Source organism: Sandaracinobacteroides sayramensis, assembly GCF_022014495.1.
In the GTDB taxonomy this organism is placed as follows: Bacteria; Pseudomonadota; Alphaproteobacteria; order Sphingomonadales; family Sphingomonadaceae; genus Sandaracinobacteroides; species Sandaracinobacteroides sayramense.
Genome location: NZ_JAKLSQ010000001.1, coordinates 532,492 through 552,618, shown reverse-complemented (window position 1 = coordinate 552,618; position 20,127 = coordinate 532,492). Strand labels below are relative to the sequence as shown.

The following is a 20,127-nucleotide window of genomic DNA, read 5'->3' as shown; positions in this document are numbered from 1 at the left end:
TGTCTGACCGCTTTCAGCCGAAGTTTCGCGGATTGTGCGGGGAGGGGGCATGGCCGTCAAGCCATGGCGCGGGCCGTGGGAAGGCAAAAAACCGCGACAGGCGTTTCAGCCCTGCGCGCGCCGCGCGAACGCCTCTATCTGCGGCAGGGAAAGCGCGCCCGAAACCCGTTCCGCCTCCTGCCCGCCCCGGAACAGGATCAGCGTTGGAACCGACTGGATTTGAAGGGCATTCGAAAGCTGCGGCGCGGCGTCCATGTCCAGCTTCGCCAGCCGCAGGCGCGGCTCCAGCCGGGCGGCGGCCGCTTCGAAGGCCGGCGCCATGGCCCGGCATGGGCCGCACCAGCCGGCCCAGAAATCCACCAGAAGCGGCAATGTGCCGCGATCCCGGTGCAGCCGGAAGCCCGACTCGTCGAGCGCCAGCGGCTTGCCAGCGAACAGCGGCGCCTTGCAGCGCCCGCAGACCGGCCCGTCCGAAAGCCGGGCGGCCGGAACGCGGTTGACGGCGCCGCAGGCCGGGCAGGGGCAGAGTTCCGCCGCCTCAGCCATCGCCCGGCTCCAGCGCGTCGAGGCGCGAGGGCGGCAGCCCCGCCTCGCACAGGTCGCAGAGCGCTTCCATCACCGCCCGCACGCGCGGATCGACGAGGCGGTAGCGCACCTGCTGCCCTTCGCGCTGCGGCGTCACCACGCCCACCTCGCGCAGCAGCGCCAGATGCTGCGACACCCGCGATTGCGACAGCCCCGTCATCCCCACCATCTCGCCGACCGTCGGCCGCCGGCCGCCATCCATCTCGCCCATGCCCATGCGGCAGAGCATCTTCAGCCGGTCCGGGTTGGCGAGCAGCCGCAGCACGCGCGCCATGCGATCGGCGTCGCGGCCCAGCGGCACCAGTTCGCCATCGGCGGGGAGGGCGGCAGCCGTCATTGCAATCCTCTTTCCAGCGCTCAGCCGGCGGCGGAAGCGCCGTGCTTCCCCTAAATGCCACTTATTATGAAATCCGCAAATATGGCGGGTGCTTCAAAGCGTAGCGCGCCGGCGCTTCAAAGCGCAGCGCGGACCAGCCAGAAAGCCGCCGGCATCGCCACGCCTTCCGCCGTCTGGTGCCGGGTGTAGAGCGCCTCCAGGTCGGCGAGAGCCGCCGCCTTCACGCCCTCGTCGGCGGCGTCCAGCAGTTCGCCGATCGCAAAGGCGCGGCTGGCGAAGCGCGCCGTCTCCGCCGGGGAGGCCCCCGGCCCCGCCAGCAGCAAGGGCATTTCCACCAGCCGCCGCTCCACCGCCTGGAAGCCGGCGCCTTGCAGAAGCGAATCGAGATAATCCGGGTCCGCCAGCTGGAAGGGGCCGGGGGCCAGCGGCTCGGGGCTGGGCAGCTCCACATGCGCGCCGATCGCCGCGCGCATTTCCATCATCCAGGGGTTCCGGCGCGGGTCCGCCCAGACGGCGAGGTCCATCCGCCCGCCCGGCCGGAGCAAGGAGGCGAGATGCCGGAAGGCCTGCGGCGGATCGGGGAAGAACATCACCCCGAAGCGGGAAATCAGCCGGTCGAACGGCGCTTCGGGCGGAGTCTCGCGGCCGGCGTCCCCCAGCCGGAAGGCAAGCTGCGCCACCCCTTCCGCGCGCCGTGCGGCTTCGGCGACCAGCGCCGGCGAAATGTCTAGCCCCAGCACCAGCCCGTCCGCGCCCACGGCGTCGGCTGCGCGCCGGCTGGTGGGGCCGCCGCCGCAGCCGATGTCCACCACCCGCTCGCCCGGCGCCAGCGCCGCCTGCGCCAGCAGCGCCTCGCCCACCGGCGCCAGCATCGCTTCCATCACATCAAGGTCGCGCAGCCATTTCGCGCCCCGGTCGCCCGCCCAATCCTCGCCCTGATGCCGGCTAGCCATCGTCACCGCCCTCCATTGCCGTCCGCCGCCGGGATCGGCAGCGCCGTCGTTGCCTTGATCTCCGACAGCGCCACTGTCGAGGTGATTTCCTGGATGCCCGGCACCCGCGACAGCCGCTCGAAGAAAAAGCGCTCGTAGCTTTCCACGTCGGGCGCGACGATTCGCAGCAGGAAGTCCACCGGCCCCATCAGCACCCAGCATTCCAGCACTTCGGGGAATCGGCGGATCGCTTCCGAAAACTCGTCCAGATGCTGCCGCCCCTGCGCCGACAGCTTCACCTGCGCGAAGATCTGCGTCTTCAGCCCCACCTTGCCGCGATCGACCAGCGCCACCTCGGCGCGGATGATCCCTTCCGAGCGCAGCCGCTGCACGCGCCGCCAGCAAGGCGATTGCGAAAGCCCCACCCGCTCGGAAAGCTCGGCGATGGAAATGGAGCTGTCTTCCTGCAGCAGGGCAAGAATCCGGCGATCCCAGCTATCCAAAGGCAATTTTCACCCCATACAGCATAGTGATGGGTGGATTATTGCTCTCCAAATCCCCTGCGCGCAAGAGAAAGACAGGAATTGCCCGGCGCCGGGGTCTAAAAAAACGCCTCGATCAACCCAGGCGGAGAACAGGAACATGACGCGTCACCAGGCCAGCTATCAGGCAACCGCCGAGCCGGACCCGGGGATGCTCATCCGCATCCTCAACCTCTTCGCGCTGCGCGACCATGTGCCCAGCCGCGTGCGCAGCCGCGTCCTCGCCGGCCAGCTGCAGGTGGACGTGGACGTGGCCGGCCTCGCCGATCTCGAAGCCGAGCAGATCGCCCAGCGCATGCGCAGCCTCGTCGGCGTGCGCGGCGTGCGGCTCGAGCAGATGCGCTGGCGGGAGGCTGCCTGAAAATATGGGGGCGTCGGGGTTTGCCTCCGGCGGCCAGGGCTCTGCCCTGGACCCGGCAGGGGCGTGACGCCGCTCGCACCCCCGATTCTCGGCGGATGTGTCCAGGCTGGGCTGTGAAAAGGGGTAACGGCCTGCGGCGCCAGTTTGGGGATTCATACAGGTAAGGGATGTGTTTTCCGCCATCCCGGGCTTGACCCGGGATCCCGCTTTTCCGCCGACGTGGGCAAAAGCTGGACCCCGGGTCAAGCCCGGGGTGACGAGAGGGATAGGGGGCGCAAGCTAATGGAAAAGCCTTATTTCCCTTCCTCGAACAGCTTGCGCAGGAACAGCGTCTCCACCTCGCGGCGGAGGTCGTTGTTCGGCTTCTTCAGGAAGCCATGGCCCTCGTCGGCGAACAGCACATACCAGACCTCGTTGCCGTTCGCCCGCAGCTTCTCCACGATCTGGTCGGATTCGAACTGCGGCACGCGCGGGTCGTTCGCGCCCTGCATCACCAGCATCGGCTTGCCGATCCTGTGCACATTGTTGGCCGGCGCGATCTGCCGGAACAGCGCCCGCATCTTCGGATCGCGCTCGTCGCCATATTCCGCCCGGCGGTTGTCGCGCCGATAGGCCTCGGTCCGCTCCAGGAAGGTGGTGAAATCGCTGATTCCATAGCGCTCCACCCCGCCCACCAGCCGGTCGGAATAATGCACCATCGAAGCCAGCGACATATAGCCGCCATAGGATTGGCCATAGACCGCCACCCGCTTCGGATCGAGATCGGGCTGCGCCCCGATCCAGTCCAGCAGCGCGCCGATGTCCTTCACCGAATCCTCGCGCTTCTCGGCATTGTCGAGGTTCAGATACAGTTTCCCATAGCCGTCCGAGCCGCGCACGTTCGGCAGGATCACCGTCGCCTGCAAGGCGTCGGCGAAATATTGCGCGCCATAGTTCCACACCGGCCGGGTCTGCGATTCCGGCCCGCCGTGGATGTCGACGATGACGGGCGTGCGCGTGCCCGGTGCCAGCCCCGCCGGCCGATAGACGAAGGCCGGAATTTGCCGGCCGTCGAAGCTCTTGAAGTGGATGAGACTGGGTGTGGCCAGCTTCGCCGGGTCGAGCTCGCCCAGTTCGGACGTGGTCCAGCGCGTCAGCGAGGCGTCCGCCAGTTTCCAGCTCCAGACGTCGCCGGCCGAGGTCGCGCCGGTGAAGCCCAGCGCCAGCTGCCCGCCGTCCGGCGAGAATTGCAGGGCCGTCAGCACGCCTTCGGGCAGCTTCGCCTGCGGCAGCGCCCGGCGCGTCACCCGGTCGGTCACCGTCACCCTAGAATAGCCGTCCTCGTTCACCGACCAGGCCAGAACCCGCCCGTCCGGCGAGAGGTCGAAGGCTTCCACATCCCATTTCAGCCCCGGGGTCAGCACCGTTTCCCGGCCGCTCTTCAGATCGATCTCCACCAGCCGGCGGGTGTCGCTGTCGCGGTCGGAAATGGCGATCAGGCTCTGGCCGCCGGGCAGGAAGCGGGCATCCTGATAGCGCGCGGCGGGCTTTTCGGCGGTGACCCGCCGGCTTTTGCCGCTGGCCACGTCCAGCAGGAAAATCTGGCTTTCCCGGTTGGACAGGCTGCGGATGTAGAGGAGCTGCCCGCCGTCGGCCGAGAGATCGGCGGGGGAGACGGCGCCCTCCACCTCGATCAGCTTCGTCGGTGCGGCCTCACGTAGCGGATCAGCCGCCAGCAGGCTGTAGGCGCGCGAGCCCTTCGTCGCCTGCGACCAGACCATCCGCGAGCCGTCCTTGGTGAACACCGGCGCGCCGTTGCGCGTGCCTGGCGCCGAAAGCTGCCGGGCCGGGCCCGTCAGCCCCTGCACATAAAGCTGGAACCATTCGTCGCCGCCGGTGTCGCGCAGCTTCACGAACCTGTCCGTGCCGGGAATGACATGGGCGGAAGCGACCGGCTCGTCGCCGAAACTGATCTGCGTGCGCGCCGCGCCGGGGCCCGCCACATGGTGCAGTTGCTGCGTCGCGCCGAAGCGGGTGGCGATCAGAATCGAGCCGTCGGGCAGCCAGCCCTCGAACCGCGCGGCGCGGCTGTTCTGGTAGCGCTGCACCGCCGCCGAGACCTCGGCCGGCACCGGCGGCACATTCTGCAAGGTGGCGCTGCCCACCTGCCGCGTCTCCACCGCCGGCGCGGCCTGCGCGAGGGAAAGAGGGGTCAGCAGCAGCAGAAGGACGAGCCTTGAAACCATGAACAGCCTTTCCGGGAAAAGCCGGAATGTCGGGCAGGAAAGCGCCTGCCGTCAACCCGTCCGGGGGCGGGCCGTCAGGCGGCTGTCCCGCGCGGCTCCAGCCGGAAGAAGAGGCCCATCTGCAGGCTCTCGGCAATGCGCGCCGCCTTCGCCTGCAAGGCCGCCGCCACCTCCGGCTGCATCAGTTCGTCGCTGGTCTCGGCCCACAGCCGCAGCCAGCGCCCGAACAGCTCGGGGGTGATCCGGTCCCGATGCTTCAGATGCGCCGGCATCGGCCGCCCCTTGTAGCGCCCCGTCGTCAGCATCACCGAGGACCAGAAGTCGCTCAGAGTCTGCAGATGCTCCGGCCAGTCGTGGACGGCGTCGTTGAAGATCGGCCCCAGCTCGGCGTCGGCGCGGACGCGGGCATAGAAGGCGTGCACCAGTCGCCGCAGCCCGTCCTCGTCCATTGCCAGCCCCGCCATCGCCGCCGCTCCTCGTCCGTTTGGAAGAAAGGCCTAGCCCTTCGCCTCAAAACATGCAAATGAAATGCATCAATTCGGGAGGGCCCATGCGCCTGACGCGCTACACCGACTATGCCATGCGCACGCTCATGCATCTGGCGCAGCAGCCGGCGCGCCTGTCCTCCATTTCCGAAATCGCCGACGCCCATCGGATCTCGCGCAACCATCTGATGAAGGTGGTGAACGATCTGGCGAACGCCGGCTATGTCGCCAGCACGCGCGGCCGCAACGGCGGAATCCGCCTCGCCCGCCCGGCCGAGGAGATGAATGTGGGGGCGATCATCCGCCACACGGAGGCGGATCTGGCGCTGCTGGACTGCGCGACCTGCCGCCTCGCTCCCGCCTGCGGCCTGGCCTGCGCGCTGGACAAGGCGCTGAAGGCGTTCCTCTCGGTGCTCGACGGCTACACGCTGGCCGACCTCGGCAGCCGCAGGGGCGATCTCGGCCGCCTCCTCGGCCTGCCGCCCGCTCCGGCATCGCCCGCTCCTGCGTCGAAGGTGCCCGCCTGATGCGCGCCCGAAGCGCCAGCCGCGACGCCGGGGAGAAGCGCCGCGCCTTTCGCGGCCCCGCCCTTTTCAGCTTCGGCTTCCGCCCCTTCTTCCTGTTCGGGGCGCTGTTCGGGGCGCTGGCGGTGCCGCTGTGGATGGGCGCTTTCGTCCATGGCTACCGGCTCGGAATCGGCGGGGATGCGCTCGGCTGGCACGCGCATGAGATGATCTTCGGCTACACCGGCGCCATCGTCGCCGGCTTCCTCCTGACCGCCATCCCCAACTGGACCGGGCGGGCGCCGGTGATGGGGGCGCCGCTGGCCGGCCTCTTCGCGCTGTGGCTGGCGGGGCGCATCGCCATGTGGTGGCCGGCGGCCGGCCTTCCCGGCCGGCTCGTGGAGGCAGGCTTCCTGTTCGTGCTGCTGGCGGCCGCCTTGCGGGAAGTGCTGACGGGGCGGAACTGGCGCAACCTGCCGATCGTGCTGATGCTGGCGCTTTTCGCCGCCGCCAACCTTCTCTGGCACGCGGAGGCGATCGGCCTGGCGGTGCCGGCCGGTCTGGGGCAGAGGCTGGCGCTTTCCACCATCGCCCTGCTGATGGCGCTGATCGGCGGGCGCATCATTCCCTCCTTCACCGGCAACTGGATGCAGAAGGAGGGGCTCGCCCCGCTCCCCACCCCTTTCAACGGCTTCGACAAGGCGGTGCTGGCCGCCACCGCGCTCGCCCTCGCCGCCTGGTGCGCCGCCCCCTTCGCGGCTCTCGCCGGCTGGCTGCTGATAGTCGCCGGGCTGCTCCACGCCGTCCGCATGGCCCGCTGGCGCGGCTGGCGGACGGGCCGGGAAAGCCTGGTGCTGGTGCTGCACGCCGCCTATCTCTGGCTCGCCGCCGGGCTGGCGCTGATCGGCCTTTCCATCCTCGCCCCGGCGCTCTTCGCCGGCGCCGGGGCGCTGCACGCGCTCACGGCCGGGGGCATCGGGCTGCTGACGGTCGCGGTGATGACCCGCGCCAGCCGTGGCCACACCGGCCGGCCGCTACACGCCGACAAGCTCACCGCCGCCATCTACGCCCTCGTCTCGCTGGGCGCGCTTGCGCGGATCCTGCTGCCCTTCGCGCCCATTTCCCATGCGCTCGGCGCCTCGGTCGCCGGCCTGCTCTGGTCCGCCGGAATGCTGCTGTTCGCAATCGGATATGGGCCGATGCTGCTCCGTCCCCGGCCGGAGACTGCCGCGCCCGGACGCTGAAAAGCCCCGTTGCTGTCGGCTGGATTTACAGTTGCGTGCGACGGCGAGCGGCCTGTCTCGGAAAATCCCGCACAATATCAATATAGAAGTTATCATACTTAATTATGGCATGAAAATTGCAGTTTTATTTCCGCTAAGATTAGCAAACAGGAGGGACTTTCAATGCTCAAGTTCGTACTTGGCACTGCGATGCTGGCCGTCTTCGCGATGCCGGCCGCCGCCGCTGTGGTGGTGCTCGACTTCAATGGTGTCGCCAACCCGAGCAACAGCACGACCATCGGCGATTTCTACAACGGTGGCACCAGCGGAGACGGCAACAGCGGCCCCAACTATGGCGTCGCCTTCACTCCGAACGCGCTGGCCATCAACAACTATAACGGCACGAACGAGCCCAACCCCGGCGTTCTCTATTTCCTGTCGGGCGGCTCGGTGAACATCACCTATGCCGCCGGCTTCACCACCGGCTTCTCTTTCTACTATGCTTCGAACAGCGCGGCTTCCATCACCGTCTATGATGGCGAGAACGGCACCGGCAATGTGCTGGCGACGCTGGATCTCGGAATCAACTACCAGCAAGGCTGCGGCTATTGCGTCTGGACGCCCATCGGCGTCACCTTCGCCGGTGTGGCGAAGTCGATCGATTTCGCCGGCGGCGCCGATTATGTCGCCTATGACCAGATCACCTTCGGTTCCGAAACGCCGGGCGGCGTCGTTCCCGAGCCCGCGGCCTGGGCGATGNGCGGGCCCGCCCCCGCCGCCGGAGCAGCGTCCACGCCTGACCTTCACGCGTTGGCACGACAGGCAGGCGACAGGGAAAGGGGCCGGGGATTCCGGCCCCTTTTCCTATGGTGATTGTGTGGTTTGCAAACCCAGGCGGCTAATGTCGGTTCCGGTGGGAAGCGGCGGCTGTAACACTCCCTCGTCACCCCGGGCTTGACCCGGGGTCCAGCTTTTCCGCCGGCGCAGCGCTTGAGGAAAACAGCGGGACCCCGGGTCAAGCCCGGGGTGACGGCTGTTGGAAATCTCCGGTGTCAGGCTGGCGACCGCACAATTGCCGTTGGTTGGTAAACTGCATGATCGCCTTTCCCGTCCCGTCACTTCCCGCCGGCGGAGCGGCACCAGCCGAAGTCGTCGGGCAGGCTGCCGCTCTGGATTCCCAGCAGCTTCTCCCGCAGCGCCTCGGTCACCGGCCCGACCTTGCCGTCGCCGATCGCGAACCGCCCCGCGCCCGAGCGGACCTCGCCGACGCCCACCACCGTCGCGGCGGTGCCGCACACGAACACTTCGCGCAGCCGGCCGCTGGCCGCATCCGCCTGCCATTCCTCGAAGCTGTAGCGGTCTTCCACGACCTGATGCCCGGCAAGGCGCGCAAGCTCCAGGATCGAGGCGCGGGTGATGCCCGGCAGGATGGTGCCCAGCGGCGGCGTCCGCACTTCCCCGCCTTCCAGCACGAAGAAGATGTTCATGCCGCCCAGTTCCTCGACCCATTTATGCTCCGCCGCGTCCAGGAACACCACCTGGTCGCAGCCATTGGCCGTGGCTTCGGCCTGGGCGACCAGGCTGCCGGCATAGTTGCCGCCGCATTTCGCCGCCCCCGTGCCGCCCGCCGCGGCGCGGCTGAACTGGTCGGTCACCCACAGGGTGAGCGGCTTCGCGCCGCCCTTGAAATAGGCGCCGGCCGGCGAGGCGATCAGGCAGAAGATGTAATGATCCGCCGGGCGAACCCCCAGGAAAGCCTCGTCCGCGAACATGAACGGGCGCAGATAGAGGCTGCCCTCGCCCTGCGGCACCCAGCTTGCGTCGATGGCCAGAAGCTGGTCGATGGCGCCGATGAACAGGCTTTCCGGGATTTCGGGCATCGCCATCCGCGCGGCGGAGCGATTGAAGCGGCGGGCATTCTCTTCCGGCCGGAAGAGGGTGATCGAGCCGTCATCGCGGCGATAGGCCTTCATCCCTTCGAAGATTTCCTGCGCATAGTGCAGCACGGCGCTGGCGGGGTCGATCAGGAAGGGCTCGCGCGCCCGCACCCTTGCGTCGTGCCAGCCCTTTTCCCGGCTCCAGCTTATCGTCACCATATGGTCGGTGAAGATGCGGCCGAACCCCGCATCCGCCAGCAGGCGCGCCCGATCCTCATCCGAGCGCCTGGAGGCGCTCGGCGTCACGATGAATGTCTCTGAACTGTGCATGTCGGTCCACTTTGGTTGAACAGATGAATTCCGCTGGCCAGCGCCATCGCGCGGGCCTTGCCGAGTCGGCAAGCCTGAAGACAGGCTCCGACGCGACGAATCCACCATGGCGGCGTTGCCGACCGGCCCGCAATCCCCCGTCCGGTTGAAAAGCGCAAGGAAGCCGTGGTGGCGAGCGGGGCCGTCAGCACTCCACGACGTTGACGGCGAGGCCGCCGAGACTCGTTTCCTTATATTTGCTCTTCATGTCCTCGCCGGTCTGCCGCATCGTCTCGATCACCTGGTCGAGGCTGACGATGTGGCTGCCGTCTCCGTGCAGCGCCAGATAGGCGGCGTTGATGGCCTTGATCGCCCCCATGGTGTTGCGCTCGATGCAGGGGATCTGCACCAGCCCGCCGATGGGGTCGCAGGTCAGGCCCAGATTGTGCTCCATGCCGATCTCGGCGGCATTCTCGACCTGGGCGTTGCTGGCGCCGAGCGCCGCCGCCAGCCCCGCCGCCGCCATCGAGCAGGCGACCCCCACCTCGCCCTGGCAGCCCATTTCGGCGGCGGAGATGGAAGCGTTGAGCTTGTAGAGGAAGCCGATCGCCGAGGCCGTGTAGAGGAAGCGGCGGGCGCCTTCGGCATCGGCGCCATGCACGAATGTTTCATAATATCGCAGCACGGCCGGAATCACCCCGGCCGCGCCATTGGTGGGGGCGGTGACGACACGGCCGCCGGCCGCATTCTCCTCGTTGACGGCCAGCGCGTAGAGGCTGACCCATTCGAAGACCAGGCTCGGGTCCGAACGCGGTCCGCGCGCCAGCAGCCCTTCGCGCATCCCCCGCGCCCGTCTTTTCACCTTGAGGCCGCCGGGCAGCTCGCCCTCGCCCCGGCAGCCGCGTTCGATGGAGGCGAACATGGCGGCGCGCACCCGGTCCAGAAAGAGATCGGTTTCGGCCGGCGTCCGCCAGGCGGTTTCGTTCGCGCGCATCAGCTCGGCGATGGAAAGGCCGGCGGCCGAGGCTGCCTGCAGCAGTTCTGCGGCGGTGTGGAAGGGGTGGCGCAGCCGCACATTGGCGAGCGGCGGCGGCTCCTCGCCGCAGCGGACCGCCCCGCCGCCGATCGAGAAGTAGCGCCGCACGATCCGGCCGTCGTCCGGCAGGAAGGCGGTGAAGACCATGCCGTTGGGATGTTCCGGCAGGAAGGCGGGATCGAAGACCAGATCGCGTTCTTCGTCGAAATCCATCTCTTCCCCGCCTGCCAGCTTCAGCCGCCCGCTCTGGCGGATGTGCTGGACGACGGGCTCGACCGCGTCGGGGTCGACGCTTTCGGGCGATTCCCCGGAAAGACCCAGAAGCACTGCGACATCGGTCGCATGGCCCCGGCCGGTCAAGGCCAGCGAGCCGTGCAGGTCGCAGCGCAGCCGGAGCGGGCGGATGCCATCCTCGCGAAGCCGTTTCGCGAACGACAGCGCGGCGCGCATCGGCCCGACGGTGTGCGAACTCGATGGGCCGATGCCGATCGTGAACAGATCGGCGACGCTCAACGGAGCCGCGGGCGGGCGGGCGTTCATCGCAGCCCGTATTGCGCCGATGGCGTGCGCCCGTCCGACAGAATAGGCGCCCGACGACGGCTGCGGCTGCCCGCTGGGCGGTCGCAGGAGAAGATGTTCGGCTGCCGCACAAACGCCGGCGTTACTTCCTCGCGCACGGCATAAGCCATTTCGATCCGATCGGGGCTCATGATGCCGAGATGCAGCAGAATACCGAACGGCGCAAATCCAGTTGACGGGGGGGAGGGAAGATATCTCGACAGCCTGTCGGTTCGCAGAGGCCGCCGTCCGGAGAAAGGCGCGGATAAGGGTCGGATATCTCGAGCGTGCGCCGATCGAGGAAAAGTTCGACACATCCGGGCGGCTCCCCGGACATGCGATCCATGGCTCAGAGGGAATCCTTGTCCGAAGGAGAAATATGCTGCCCTGCGCAGCTTGGCCAGGCCCATGAACCGCACCTTCACGAAACCGGCCCTGAGAAAATCCTGCCGGCATCGTTATGGCGCCTTCGTCCGATGTATCCTCCATCGGCCGCAAGGCCGACACGCGTCGAAATCGCCCTTTCGTTTGCGGCGGACGGTGTGCGGCTGTTGGCGAAGGACGACGGGCCGGGCGTGAGCGAAGCGGAAGTGCCGAAGCTCACAAAACGCCTCTACAGCGCAGACGACAGTCGCACGCGGCCGGGAAGGGGGTTTGGCCTTACCCTTGTCTTCGCGATCTTGGAGCTGCACAAGGCTAGTCTGCAGATATCCGGCTATCCCGGATTTGCCGTGGAAGTGCGGTTCGGCCCCGCGAGCCCGGCATGACCGGAACGGCCGGCCGGAGAGGCTATGCAATCGAACCCGGCTTCGAAAGCCGGCGCGCGATGGCGAACCGCAAAAGTCCGCTTCCGCGGGCCTGGAATGCACTGAAAGGATGGAATGTGGCGCAACGAACCTTCATGATCGCTCTCATGGGCAGCCTGATCCTGACGGCCTGCTCGGACGGCAAGCAGGCCGGCGGCAAGAAGGAGGTGAACCTCTACACCGCGCGCCATTACGACAGCGATCTGCCGCTCTACGAAGCCTTCACGCGGGAGACCGGAATCACCATCAACCGGATCGAAGGAAATGCCGACCAGCTGATCGCCCGCATGAAGAGCGAAGGCGCCAGCAGCCCAGCCGACCTCTTCATCACGGCGGACGCGGGCGCCCTCTGGCGGGCGCAGCAGGCGGGGCTGTTCCAGCCCGTCCGGTCGGAGACGCTCGACAGCCGCATTCCGGAAAACCTGCGGGAGCCCAATGGCAACTGGTATGGTTTCATGCGCCGCGCGCGCGTCGTCGCCTATGACAGCGCGAAAGTCCGCCCCGAGGAGATCGACGATTATGCGAAGCTCGCCGGGCCGCGATTCAAGGGGAAGATCTGCGTGCGATCGGCGGACAGCGTCTACAACCTGTCGCTGGTGGGGGCGATGATCGAGGAACTGGGCGCCGACAAGGCCGGGGAATGGGTGCGCGGCATCGTCGGCAATATGGCGCGCCCGCCCGAAGGCGGCGACCGCGACCAGATCCGCGCTGTGGGCGCGGGCGTCTGCGAAGTCGCGCTCACCAACAGCTATTATTATATCCGCATGGCGACTGGCGACAGCGAAGCGGACCGCAAGGTCACCGAGCGGGTGAAGCTCGGCTTCCCCAGCCTCGGCGGCAAGGGCGCGCATGTGAACATCTCGGGCGGCGGCATCGCGACCAACGCGCCTAACAAGGATAACGCCCTGCGCCTGCTGGAATTCTTCAGCTCGGCGGAGACCCAGCGGCATATCGCCAGCCAGAACAACGAGTTTCCGGCATCGCCCGATGTCGCGCCGCCGCCGCCGGTCGATGCCTATGCCGATTTCGTCGCCAACCCGATGGGCGTCGCCGCGTTCGCGGCGCGGCAGCCCGAGGCGCAGACGATGATGAGCGCGGCGGGGTGGCGCTAGCGGCGGCGCAACTCCGCTCCGGCTGGCGCCTTTCCGTCCCCATGGCGCTGGCGGCGCTGGCGGGGCTGATGGCGGCGCTGCCGCTCGCCGGGGTGCTGATCGCCGCCCTGCAGGGCGAAAGCGCCGGCATCGCCCTCCGCGACATCCTGCGCTACGCCGCCACCTCCCTGCTGTTGGCGCTGGCGGTGGGGCTTGCCACCGGCTTCGTCGGCTCCATCGCCGCCTGGCTGGTGGTGATGCACCGCTTTCCCGGGCGCGATGTCTTCGCCTGGGCACTGGCGCTGCCGCTGGCCGTGCCGGCCTTCGCGCTGGCCTATGCCTATGCCGACCTCTTCGACGTGGCGGGCGGGCTGCGGACATGGCTGCGCGCCGGGCCCGGCTTCGACCTGCCGTTCGGCATGCGCAGCCTGGGCGGCGCGGTGTTCGTGCTGTCCTGCGCCTTCTACCCTTATGTCTATCTGGCGATGCGCGCGGCTTTCCTCAACCAGTCGGTGAATGTGCTGGAAGCGGCGCGGATGCTGGGCTGCGACGGCTGGCAGGCGCTGCGCCGGGTCGCCCTGCCGATGGCGCGGCCGGCGCTCGCCGCCGGAGTGGCGCTGGCGCTGATGGAAACGCTGGCGGATTATGGCGCGGTGCAGTTCCTCAGCGTGCAGACGCTGACGACCGGAGTCGTCCGCTCCTGGTCGGTCTATGGCTCGACGGCGAGCGCGGCGCGCTTCGCCCTGCCGCTGATGGCGTTCGCCGCGCTGCTGCTGTGGATCGAACGGCGCGGGCGGATCGGCCGCACGCACGAGGCCGGCAACGCCCGCTGGCGCGCGCTGGAGCCCAGGGCGCTTTCCGGGGCCGGCGCCGCGCTCGCCGCCGGCTTCTGCCTGCTGCTGCTGACCGCCGCGTTGCTGTTGCCGGTCGGCTGGCTGATGTGGACCGCGCTCGAGGCCCGGCCGGACTGGCCGCGCCTGACGGGCGCCGGCGCGCGCAGCCTGACGCTCGGGATCGTGGGGGCGGCCGTCACCGTGCTGCTGGCAACCACGCTGGCGCTTGGAACCCGCCGCCTGCCGATGGCGGCGCGGCTGGCGAGCCTCGGCTATGCGACCCCCGGGGCGGTGATGGCGATCGGCCTGCTCGTGCCCGCCGGGCTGGTCTGGACGCTGCTGCCCGGTTCCGGCCGGGCGGTCGCCATAGTGTTGCTGATCTATGCCTATGCCGCGCGGCTGATGGCGGCGGCGCTGGAGCCGATCGACGCAGGCCTCACCCGCGTGACTCCTTCCATGACCGAGGCGGCGCGAACGCTGGGGCGCGGCGAAGCCGGCGCGGCGCTCGCCGTGGAACTGCCCGTGGCGCGGGGCGCCATGCTGACGGCCGGTCTGATCGTCTTCATCGACATATTGAAGGAACTGCCCGCCACCCTGATCCTGCGGCCCTTCGATTTCGACACGCTGGCGGTGGTCGCCAACAATTACGCGCTGGACGAGCGGCTGGGGCAGGCGGGCCTGCCGTCCCTGCTGATCGTGGCGCTGTCGCTGCCGGCGGTCGTCTGGCTGACACGCCAGATTGCAGCGTCGCGGCCGGGCCGTTAAGCCCCCGGGCATGGCCATGCCGATCCTCTCCGTCCGCGATGTCTCGCGCCGTTTCGGCGGGCGGCAGGTGGTGGCGGGCGCCAGCTTCGATCTCCACCCCGGCCGGATCGCCTGCCTGCTGGGCCCGTCCGGCTGCGGCAAGAGCACGCTGCTGCGGATGATCGCCGGGCTGGAATCCGTGGACGCGGGCGAGATCGCGCTGCAAGGCCGGGCGGTTTCGACGCCCGCCGGGCTGGTGCCGCCCGAGCATCGCGGCGTCGGCCTCGTCTTCCAGGACTTCGCGCTGTTCCCGCATCTGGACGTGGCGGCGAACGTCGGCTTCGGCCTGGCGGGGATGGAGCCTGCCGCCCGGCGGGAGCGGGTGATGGCGCTGCTGGCGCGCTTCCATGTGGAACGGCTGGCCACTGCCTGGCCGCACATGCTTTCGGGCGGGGAGCAGCAGCGGGTGGCGATCGCCCGGGCGCTGGCGCGCGAACCGGCGCTGCTGCTGCTGGACGAGCCCTTCTCCGGGCTTGACGGGCATCTGCGCGCCTCGGTGCGCCAGTCGCTGCTGGCCGACCTGAAGGCGGCGGGGACGGCTGTGCTGATCGTCACCCACGATCCGGAAGAAGCGATGATGATCGCCGACGACCTGATCCTGATGTCGTCCGGCCGCATCCTGCAGACCGGGGGCGCCGAGGATTGCTATCACCATCCGGTGTCGATCGAGGCCGCCCGGCTGCTGGGCGAAGTGGTGATCCTTCCCGCCCGGGTGGAGCAGCAGGTGGCGCATACGGATTTCGGCCCCGTGCCCGCGCCGGATATGCAGGATGGGCCGGCGCGGCTGCTTTTGCGGCCGGAAGATTTCCGCCTGGACGAAAAGGGAACAGCCGCGACCGTCGTCGAAACCGCCTTCGGCGGAGCGCATCATATGGTCGGACTGTCCGTCAACGGCCTCGGCATCGCCATTCGCCTGACGAAGGCGCCGCCGGCGGCGGGGACATGCGCGGGCTTCTCCTTCCGCCCCGAAAGGGCGAGGCTCTTCCCGGGCTGAACATCGAAGCGGAAAGCGCGCCGGCCCCTCCCTTTGCGGAGGGGCCGGGGTGTTTTCCGGGTCAGATCAGGCCGCCGCCCAGCGAAAGGCGGACGAGGGCTATGGCGATCACCACCAGGTTCAGGATCTGGCCCTCCTTCCGCTTGGAGATGAGGCCGAGGATGAGGCCGATCCCGGCGATGGGGATCACGAACCAGTTGGCCCAGCCGAGGAAGGGGATGAGGCCGAAGACGGCGACGACGCCGGTGGCGATGCCGATGAGCAGGGACAGGACATTCAGCATTTGCAGTTGCTTTCCTTGTGGTTTCCGGGGCCCGCTCTCTCTTGCCGGAGGAGATTGTGGGGGCGAGGTGGAAGTTCAAGGGGAAGAACGGTAGAGGGCGGCCATGACTCGCACCCCTCCCGCCGAATGGGCGCCGCAACGGGCGCTTTTCACCGCCTTCCCTTCCCACGAAGACTTGTGGGAGGAGGATCTGGCGCCGGCGCAGGCCGAGATGGCGGCGATGGTGCGGCAACTGGCCGAAACCGTGCCGGTGAAGCTGCTGGCGGACGGCGCCGAAGCGGTGGCGGCCGCCGAGGCAGCGGTCGGCGGCAAGGCCGAAGTGTTCGACATCGCCTTCGGCGACATCTGGCTGCGGGACACCGGGCCGATCTTCACTTCCGCCGACACGGCGGTGCGGTTCCGCTTCAACGGCTGGGGCGGGAAATACGACCTGCCGGGCGACGACACGGTGGGGGCGCATGTCGCCGGGCTGATGTCGGCCGCCGTCGACGCGGTGGACGCGATCCTGGAAGGCGGCGCGATCGAATATGATGGCGCCGGGCTGATCCTGACGACCGAGCAATGCCTTCTGAACCCCAACCGCAACCCCGGCTGGACGAAGGCCGAGGCCGAGCGGGTGCTGGGCGCGGCGCTGGGCGCGCGGCGGGTGGTGTGGCTGGGCGACGGGCTGCTGAACGACCATACCGACGGGCATGTGGACAATCTGGCGCGCTTCGTGGGCGCGGGCACGGTGGCGCTGCCCGAGGCCTGGACTCTGGACGATCCGAACACCGAGGTGTTCGCCGAGGCGGCGGAGCGGCTGCGGGCCGCCGGGCTGGCGGTGGTGGGAATCCCCTCCGTCGGCGCCTATGAGATGGACGGCGAGCTGGTGCCGGCGAGCCATATGAACTGGATCGTCGCCAACGGGCAGGTGGTGGTGCCGCTTTACGGCGGGCCGAGCGACGCGAAGGCGCTGGAGGCGGTCCGCCGCTGTTTCCCGCGCCACAAGGTGACGGGCCTTGCCGCCAACCATATATTGACGGGCGGCGGCAGCTTCCACTGCATCACCCAGCAGGTGCCGGCCTGAGTTGCGGGCGATGGACTATTCGAAAGGGCCTTGGGCATGTTGAACGTCGGCGCGGTGCAGATGGCGATGTCGGGCGGGCGCGATGCCGATATCGCCACGGCGATGCGGCTGGTGCGCGAGGCGGCCTCGAACGGCGCGCAGGTCGTGCTGCCGCCCGAATTGTTCGAGGGGCATTATTTCTGCACCTCCCAGGATGAGGGCCTGTTCGCGACCGCCGCGCCGGTGACCAGCCATCCGGCGGTGGAGGCGGCGCGGGAAGTGGCGCGGGCCGAGCGAATCTTCATCCCCACCAGCTTCTACGAGCGCGACGGGCACCATTATTACAACAGCCTCGCCTTCGTGGGCGACGACGGCATGGTGCAGGGCGTCTACCGCAAGAGCCATATCCCGGATGGGCCGGGCTATCAGGAGAAATTCTATTTCCGCCCCGGCAACACCGGCTTCAAGGTGTGGCCGACGCCGCACGGGGTGATCGGTGTGGGCATCTGCTGGGACCAATGGTATCCGGAAACGGCCCGGGCGATGATGCTGATGGGCGCCGACCTGCTGATGTTCCCGACCGCGATCGGCAACGAGCCGCACGACCCCGAGCTGGACACGCGGCGCCTCTGGGTGCGGGCGATGGTGGGGCATGCGGTTTCGAACGTGGTGCCGGTGGTGGCCGCCAACCGCGTCGGCAGCGAGCCGACCGCCGACGGCGCGGGCGCGCATTTCTATGGCAACAGCTTCATCTGCAACCAGCGCGGCGACATGGTGGCGGAACTGGGCACGGCCGGCGAGGGTGTGATCACCGCCGCTTTCGATCTGGCGGAGATCGCGCGGCATCGCGCCGCCTTCGGCTTCTTCCGCGACCGGCGGCCCGGCCTCTACGGCCGGCTGGCCGAGGATATCTGATGCTGGCGCGCCGCGAGCTGCTGGCGGGGGCGGCCGCGATGGCGGCGATGCCGGCGCGGGCGGCGGACGAGCGGCGCAATCCGGCCGCGCCTGAAACCGCCATATGGGTGGAGGGAACGGCGCTGCCCTATCCGGTGCAGGAGATCTACCCGACGCTCTGGCGCGGCGAGCTGGTGGCGGGCGGCGGTTTCCGCGCGCGCGGGCCGCAGTTCGTCGCCAATCTGGGGGCGCTGTGGCCGACGAGCAGCGTCGTTTCCATGCCGCCGCTGGGCAAGGGCTGGCGCGATCTGCCGAGCCTGCCGGAGGCGCTGCACCACCCCTTCCTGACGGTGCAGGCGGGGCGGCTTCTGGCGATCGGCGGCTTCGTCGCGTCTCCAGGCGCGATCTGGCAGATGCAGGCGAAATGCTGGGTGCTGGATTCGCCGCGCGGGGCCTGGCGCGCCGCGCCGTCGCTGCCGGCGCCGCAGGCGGAAGTGGCCGGCGGCCTGGTGGGGCGCGACCTGCTGATCGCCGGCGGTCGCACGCCATGGGACGGGCAGAACGGCAGCTACCCCGACCATCGCGACACCGGGGCGGCGTGGCGGCTGTCTCCAGGCGCGAAGCAGTGGGTGGCGATGCCGCCGCTGCCGACGCCGCGCAACAGCTCGGCTTCCGCCGTGCTGAACGGGCGCTTGCATGTGGCGGGCGGGCGCGTGGTGAAGTCGGGCGGGCTGGAAAATCTGACCGCGCACGAGGCCTGGGATCCGGCGCGCGAGCGCTGGGTGACGCTGGCGCCGATGCCGGCCGCGCGCGGCGGCCATGCGGCGGCGGTGATGGATGGGCGGCTGTGGTGTTTCGGCGGTGAAAGCTTCGGCGCTGGAGGCCGGGCGCATTCGGAGGTGTTCGTCTATGATCCGCTGACCGACAATTGGGCGGAAGGGCCGGAAATGCCGGCGCCGCTGCACGGGCTGGGCGCGGTGGCGGCGGACGGCGCCATTCACCTCCTGGGCGGGGCCTCGGAAGTGGGGGGGCGGCATACCCGCCCGGCGCATTATATCCTCAGGCGCTGAGGCGCCCTCCGGGCGTCGTCTCCACGGGGCTGAGGCGTTCGTTGAGCGCTGCTTGCACGGCTTCCCGGAACATTTCGGCCGTCAGCCGGCCGGTGTTCTGATTGTACCGGCTGCAATGGTAGCTGTCGACGAGGGTGTAGCCGGTGTGCAGCCGGTGGACGGTGCCATGCGCGAAGGGGTGTTTCGGCAGCTTGCCGCCCAGCGCCTTCACCGCCGACTGGTGCGCCACCTGCCCCAGCGCCAGCACCACCTTGAGATTGGGCATGTCCTTCAGGTCCGCCTCCAGGAACGGGCGGCAGGTGCGGATTTCCAGCGGCTCCGGCTTGTTGTGCGGCGGCAGGCAGCGCACCGCATTGACGATCCGCGTGCCGACGAGGGCGAGGCCGTCGTCAGGCGTGCCGGCATAGGCGCCCTGGGTGAGCCCGGCTTCGGCAAGCGTCGTGTAGAGCAGGTCTCCGGCGAAATCGCCGGTGAAGGGGCGGCCGGTGCGGTTGGCGCCGCGCTCTCCGGGCGCGAGGCCGACGATCGCCAGCCATGCGCCTGCGTCGCCGAAGGCGCCGACGGGGGCGTTGTGCCAGTCCGGCTGGCGGAGGCGCAGGGCCTGCCGATGTTCGACGAGACGGGGGCAGAGCGGGCAATCGCGGCCGGGTTCCATGGCTGAGCCGGTTAGCAGGCGGCGGCCGGCGGTGGAAGTCGCGGTGGCGCTGGGCAGCAATGTGCCACACGGAACCCATGGCCGGCCGAGGCAGGTGCTGCGCGCGGCGGTGGCGGCGCTCAGGGCCGCCGGGCTGGAGGTGGAGCGGCTTTCGCCGATCGTCGAGACGGCGCCGCTCGGGCCTTCGAAGCGCCGCTACGCCAATGCGGCGCTGAAGGGGCGCTGGCGGGGAGGCGCGCTGGAGTTGCTGGCGCTGCTGAAGCGGCTGGAGCGGGCGTTCGGGCGGCGGCGGGGGCGTAGATGGGGCGCGCGGGTGCTGGATCTGGACCTGATCGCGCTTGGGGATGCGCAGCTGCGCCTGAAGGGGCTGGAAGTGCCGCACCCGCGCCTGCAGCAGCGCGATTTCGTGCTGGGGCCCTTGGAAACGGTCTGGCCGGGGTGGCGGCATCCGCGGACGGGTCTTTCGGTGCGGCAGATGCGCGCCCGCCTGAAAAAGCCAAGGGCGGTTGATTAGCGGCGGATGAGCTTTTAAGGGGCACCACCTTGGTGCGGGCTCGTAGCTCAGTTGGTAGAGCAACGGACTTTTAATCTGTAGGTCCCGGGTTCGAGTCCCGGCGAGCCCACCAAGCTTTTCCACATATGTGTGACCGACCGAAGACTTGCGGGCCGCCGCCTCTGC

General features: G+C 69.0%; 22 protein-coding genes and 1 tRNA gene. 12 read left to right on the top strand and 11 right to left on the bottom strand.

The window, feature by feature from the left end:
• Nucleotides 1-105 precede the first annotated feature (105 nt).
• The 4 genes from L6Q21_RS02530 to L6Q21_RS02515 form a co-directional block, all read right to left on the bottom strand.
• The gene (locus L6Q21_RS02530) at nucleotides 106-546 is read right to left on the bottom strand and encodes a thioredoxin domain-containing protein (protein ID WP_237828905.1); all 441 of its coding nucleotides are present in this window, start codon (nucleotides 544-546) and stop codon (nucleotides 106-108) included.
• Nucleotides 539-922, bottom strand: coding sequence for an ArsR/SmtB family transcription factor (locus tag L6Q21_RS02525; RefSeq protein WP_237828904.1), 384 nt, complete (start codon nucleotides 920-922; stop codon nucleotides 539-541). The genes L6Q21_RS02530 and L6Q21_RS02525 overlap by 8 nt, the downstream gene beginning before the upstream one ends.
• 116 nt (nucleotides 923-1,038) lie before the next feature.
• A complete protein-coding gene (locus L6Q21_RS02520; protein WP_237828903.1) occupies nucleotides 1,039-1,875 on the bottom strand; it encodes a class I SAM-dependent methyltransferase in 837 nt (278 codons plus the stop codon).
• A 2-nt stretch (nucleotides 1,876-1,877) separates the two neighbouring features.
• Complete coding sequence (locus tag L6Q21_RS02515) at nucleotides 1,878-2,363, bottom strand: Lrp/AsnC family transcriptional regulator (RefSeq protein WP_237828902.1); 486 nt, start codon at nucleotides 2,361-2,363, stop codon at nucleotides 1,878-1,880.
• A 133-nt stretch (nucleotides 2,364-2,496) separates the two neighbouring features.
• Between L6Q21_RS02515 and L6Q21_RS02510 the strand changes: the two genes are divergently transcribed.
• Nucleotides 2,497-2,757, top strand: coding sequence for a hypothetical protein (locus L6Q21_RS02510; RefSeq protein ID WP_237828901.1), 261 nt, complete (start codon nucleotides 2,497-2,499; stop codon nucleotides 2,755-2,757).
• 293 nt (nucleotides 2,758-3,050) lie between these two features.
• Here the strand turns inward: L6Q21_RS02510 and L6Q21_RS02505 are convergent, their stop codons facing one another.
• Both L6Q21_RS02505 and L6Q21_RS02500 read right to left on the bottom strand, forming a co-directional pair.
• Nucleotides 3,051-4,982, bottom strand: a complete 1,932-nt coding sequence (locus tag L6Q21_RS02505) for a S9 family peptidase (protein WP_237828900.1) — start codon at nucleotides 4,980-4,982, stop codon at nucleotides 3,051-3,053.
• A gap of 74 nt (nucleotides 4,983-5,056) precedes the next feature.
• Nucleotides 5,057-5,446 (bottom strand): group III truncated hemoglobin, encoded by a 390-nt coding sequence (locus tag L6Q21_RS02500; RefSeq protein ID WP_237828899.1) that lies wholly within the window; start codon nucleotides 5,444-5,446, stop codon nucleotides 5,057-5,059.
• 86 nt (nucleotides 5,447-5,532) lie between these two features.
• Between L6Q21_RS02500 and L6Q21_RS02495 the strand changes: the two genes are divergently transcribed.
• Both L6Q21_RS02495 and L6Q21_RS02490 read left to right on the top strand, forming a co-directional pair.
• Nucleotides 5,533-5,994 carry an Rrf2 family transcriptional regulator gene (locus tag L6Q21_RS02495; RefSeq protein WP_237828897.1) on the top strand — a complete coding sequence of 154 codons (462 nt, stop codon included), beginning with the start codon at nucleotides 5,533-5,535 and terminating at the stop codon, nucleotides 5,992-5,994.
• Nucleotides 5,994-7,214, top strand: coding sequence for an NnrS family protein (locus L6Q21_RS02490; RefSeq protein WP_237828895.1), 1,221 nt, complete (start codon nucleotides 5,994-5,996; stop codon nucleotides 7,212-7,214). The genes L6Q21_RS02495 and L6Q21_RS02490 overlap by 1 nt, the downstream gene beginning before the upstream one ends.
• Before the next feature lie 1,094 nt (nucleotides 7,215-8,308).
• Here the strand turns inward: L6Q21_RS02490 and L6Q21_RS02485 are convergent.
• The 3 genes from L6Q21_RS02485 to L6Q21_RS02475 form a co-directional block, all read right to left on the bottom strand.
• Nucleotides 8,309-9,400 carry a branched-chain amino acid aminotransferase gene (locus tag L6Q21_RS02485; RefSeq protein ID WP_237828893.1) on the bottom strand — a complete coding sequence of 364 codons (1,092 nt, stop codon included), beginning with the start codon at nucleotides 9,398-9,400 and terminating at the stop codon, nucleotides 8,309-8,311.
• 184 nt (nucleotides 9,401-9,584) lie between these two features.
• Nucleotides 9,585-10,955, bottom strand: a complete 1,371-nt coding sequence (locus L6Q21_RS02480; RefSeq protein WP_237828891.1) for an L-serine ammonia-lyase — start codon at nucleotides 10,953-10,955, stop codon at nucleotides 9,585-9,587.
• Nucleotides 10,952-11,125: a hypothetical protein gene (locus tag L6Q21_RS02475; RefSeq protein ID WP_237828890.1), complete on the bottom strand. Its 174-nt coding sequence runs from the start codon at nucleotides 11,123-11,125 to the stop codon at nucleotides 10,952-10,954. Before L6Q21_RS02475 ends, L6Q21_RS02480 begins: the two co-directional genes overlap by 4 nt.
• A gap of 183 nt (nucleotides 11,126-11,308) precedes the next feature.
• On the opposite strand from L6Q21_RS02475, the gene L6Q21_RS02470 reads away from it, so the two are divergent.
• The 4 genes from L6Q21_RS02470 (at nucleotide 11,309) to L6Q21_RS02455 (ending at nucleotide 15,501) form a co-directional block, all read left to right on the top strand.
• Nucleotides 11,309-11,740, top strand: coding sequence for an ATP-binding protein (locus L6Q21_RS02470; RefSeq protein ID WP_336246221.1), 432 nt, complete (start codon nucleotides 11,309-11,311; stop codon nucleotides 11,738-11,740).
• Nucleotides 11,741-11,874: 134 nt separating this feature from the next.
• Entirely contained in the window at nucleotides 11,875-12,891 is a 1,017-nt protein-coding gene (locus L6Q21_RS02465) for an extracellular solute-binding protein (RefSeq protein WP_237828888.1), read from the top strand.
• Nucleotides 12,882-14,468 carry an ABC transporter permease gene (locus L6Q21_RS02460; protein ID WP_237828887.1) on the top strand — a complete coding sequence of 529 codons (1,587 nt, stop codon included), beginning with the start codon at nucleotides 12,882-12,884 and terminating at the stop codon, nucleotides 14,466-14,468. Before L6Q21_RS02465 ends, L6Q21_RS02460 begins: the two co-directional genes overlap by 10 nt.
• A 10-nt stretch (nucleotides 14,469-14,478) precedes the next feature.
• Nucleotides 14,479-15,501 (top strand): ABC transporter ATP-binding protein, encoded by a 1,023-nt coding sequence (locus L6Q21_RS02455; protein WP_237828886.1) that lies wholly within the window; start codon nucleotides 14,479-14,481, stop codon nucleotides 15,499-15,501.
• A 61-nt stretch (nucleotides 15,502-15,562) separates the two neighbouring features.
• Here the strand turns inward: L6Q21_RS02455 and L6Q21_RS02450 are convergent, their stop codons facing one another.
• Complete coding sequence (locus tag L6Q21_RS02450) at nucleotides 15,563-15,784, bottom strand: hypothetical protein (RefSeq protein ID WP_237828885.1); 222 nt, start codon at nucleotides 15,782-15,784, stop codon at nucleotides 15,563-15,565.
• Nucleotides 15,785-15,887: 103 nt separating this feature from the next.
• Between L6Q21_RS02450 and L6Q21_RS02445 the strand changes: the two genes are divergently transcribed.
• Genes L6Q21_RS02445 through L6Q21_RS02435 form a run of 3 tightly spaced genes read left to right on the top strand, consistent with a single transcriptional unit; the run spans nucleotide 15,888 to nucleotide 18,793 of the window.
• Complete coding sequence (locus tag L6Q21_RS02445; RefSeq protein WP_237828883.1) at nucleotides 15,888-16,850, top strand: agmatine deiminase family protein; 963 nt, start codon at nucleotides 15,888-15,890, stop codon at nucleotides 16,848-16,850.
• Nucleotides 16,851-16,880: 30 nt separating this feature from the next.
• Nucleotides 16,881-17,744: an N-carbamoylputrescine amidase gene (gene aguB, locus L6Q21_RS02440; RefSeq protein WP_237828881.1), complete on the top strand. Its 864-nt coding sequence runs from the start codon at nucleotides 16,881-16,883 to the stop codon at nucleotides 17,742-17,744.
• On the top strand, nucleotides 17,744-18,793 hold the full coding sequence (locus tag L6Q21_RS02435; RefSeq protein ID WP_237828880.1) for a Kelch repeat-containing protein: 1,050 nt from the start codon (nucleotides 17,744-17,746) through the stop codon (nucleotides 18,791-18,793). Before aguB ends, L6Q21_RS02435 begins: the two co-directional genes overlap by 1 nt.
• Here the strand turns inward: L6Q21_RS02435 and L6Q21_RS02430 are convergent.
• On the bottom strand, nucleotides 18,783-19,448 hold the full coding sequence (locus L6Q21_RS02430) for a uracil-DNA glycosylase (RefSeq protein ID WP_237828879.1): 666 nt from the start codon (nucleotides 19,446-19,448) through the stop codon (nucleotides 18,783-18,785). The two genes, L6Q21_RS02435 and L6Q21_RS02430, sit on opposite strands and share 11 nt — an antisense overlap.
• Between L6Q21_RS02430 and folK the strand changes: the two genes are divergently transcribed.
• Nucleotides 19,447-19,962 (top strand): 2-amino-4-hydroxy-6-hydroxymethyldihydropteridine diphosphokinase, encoded by a 516-nt coding sequence (gene folK, locus L6Q21_RS02425; protein WP_237828878.1) that lies wholly within the window; start codon nucleotides 19,447-19,449, stop codon nucleotides 19,960-19,962. The genes L6Q21_RS02430 and folK overlap by 2 nt on opposite strands.
• Nucleotides 19,963-19,998: 36 nt before the next feature.
• A tRNA-Lys gene (locus L6Q21_RS02420) sits at nucleotides 19,999-20,074 on the top strand.
• Nucleotides 20,075-20,127 lie beyond the last annotated feature (53 nt).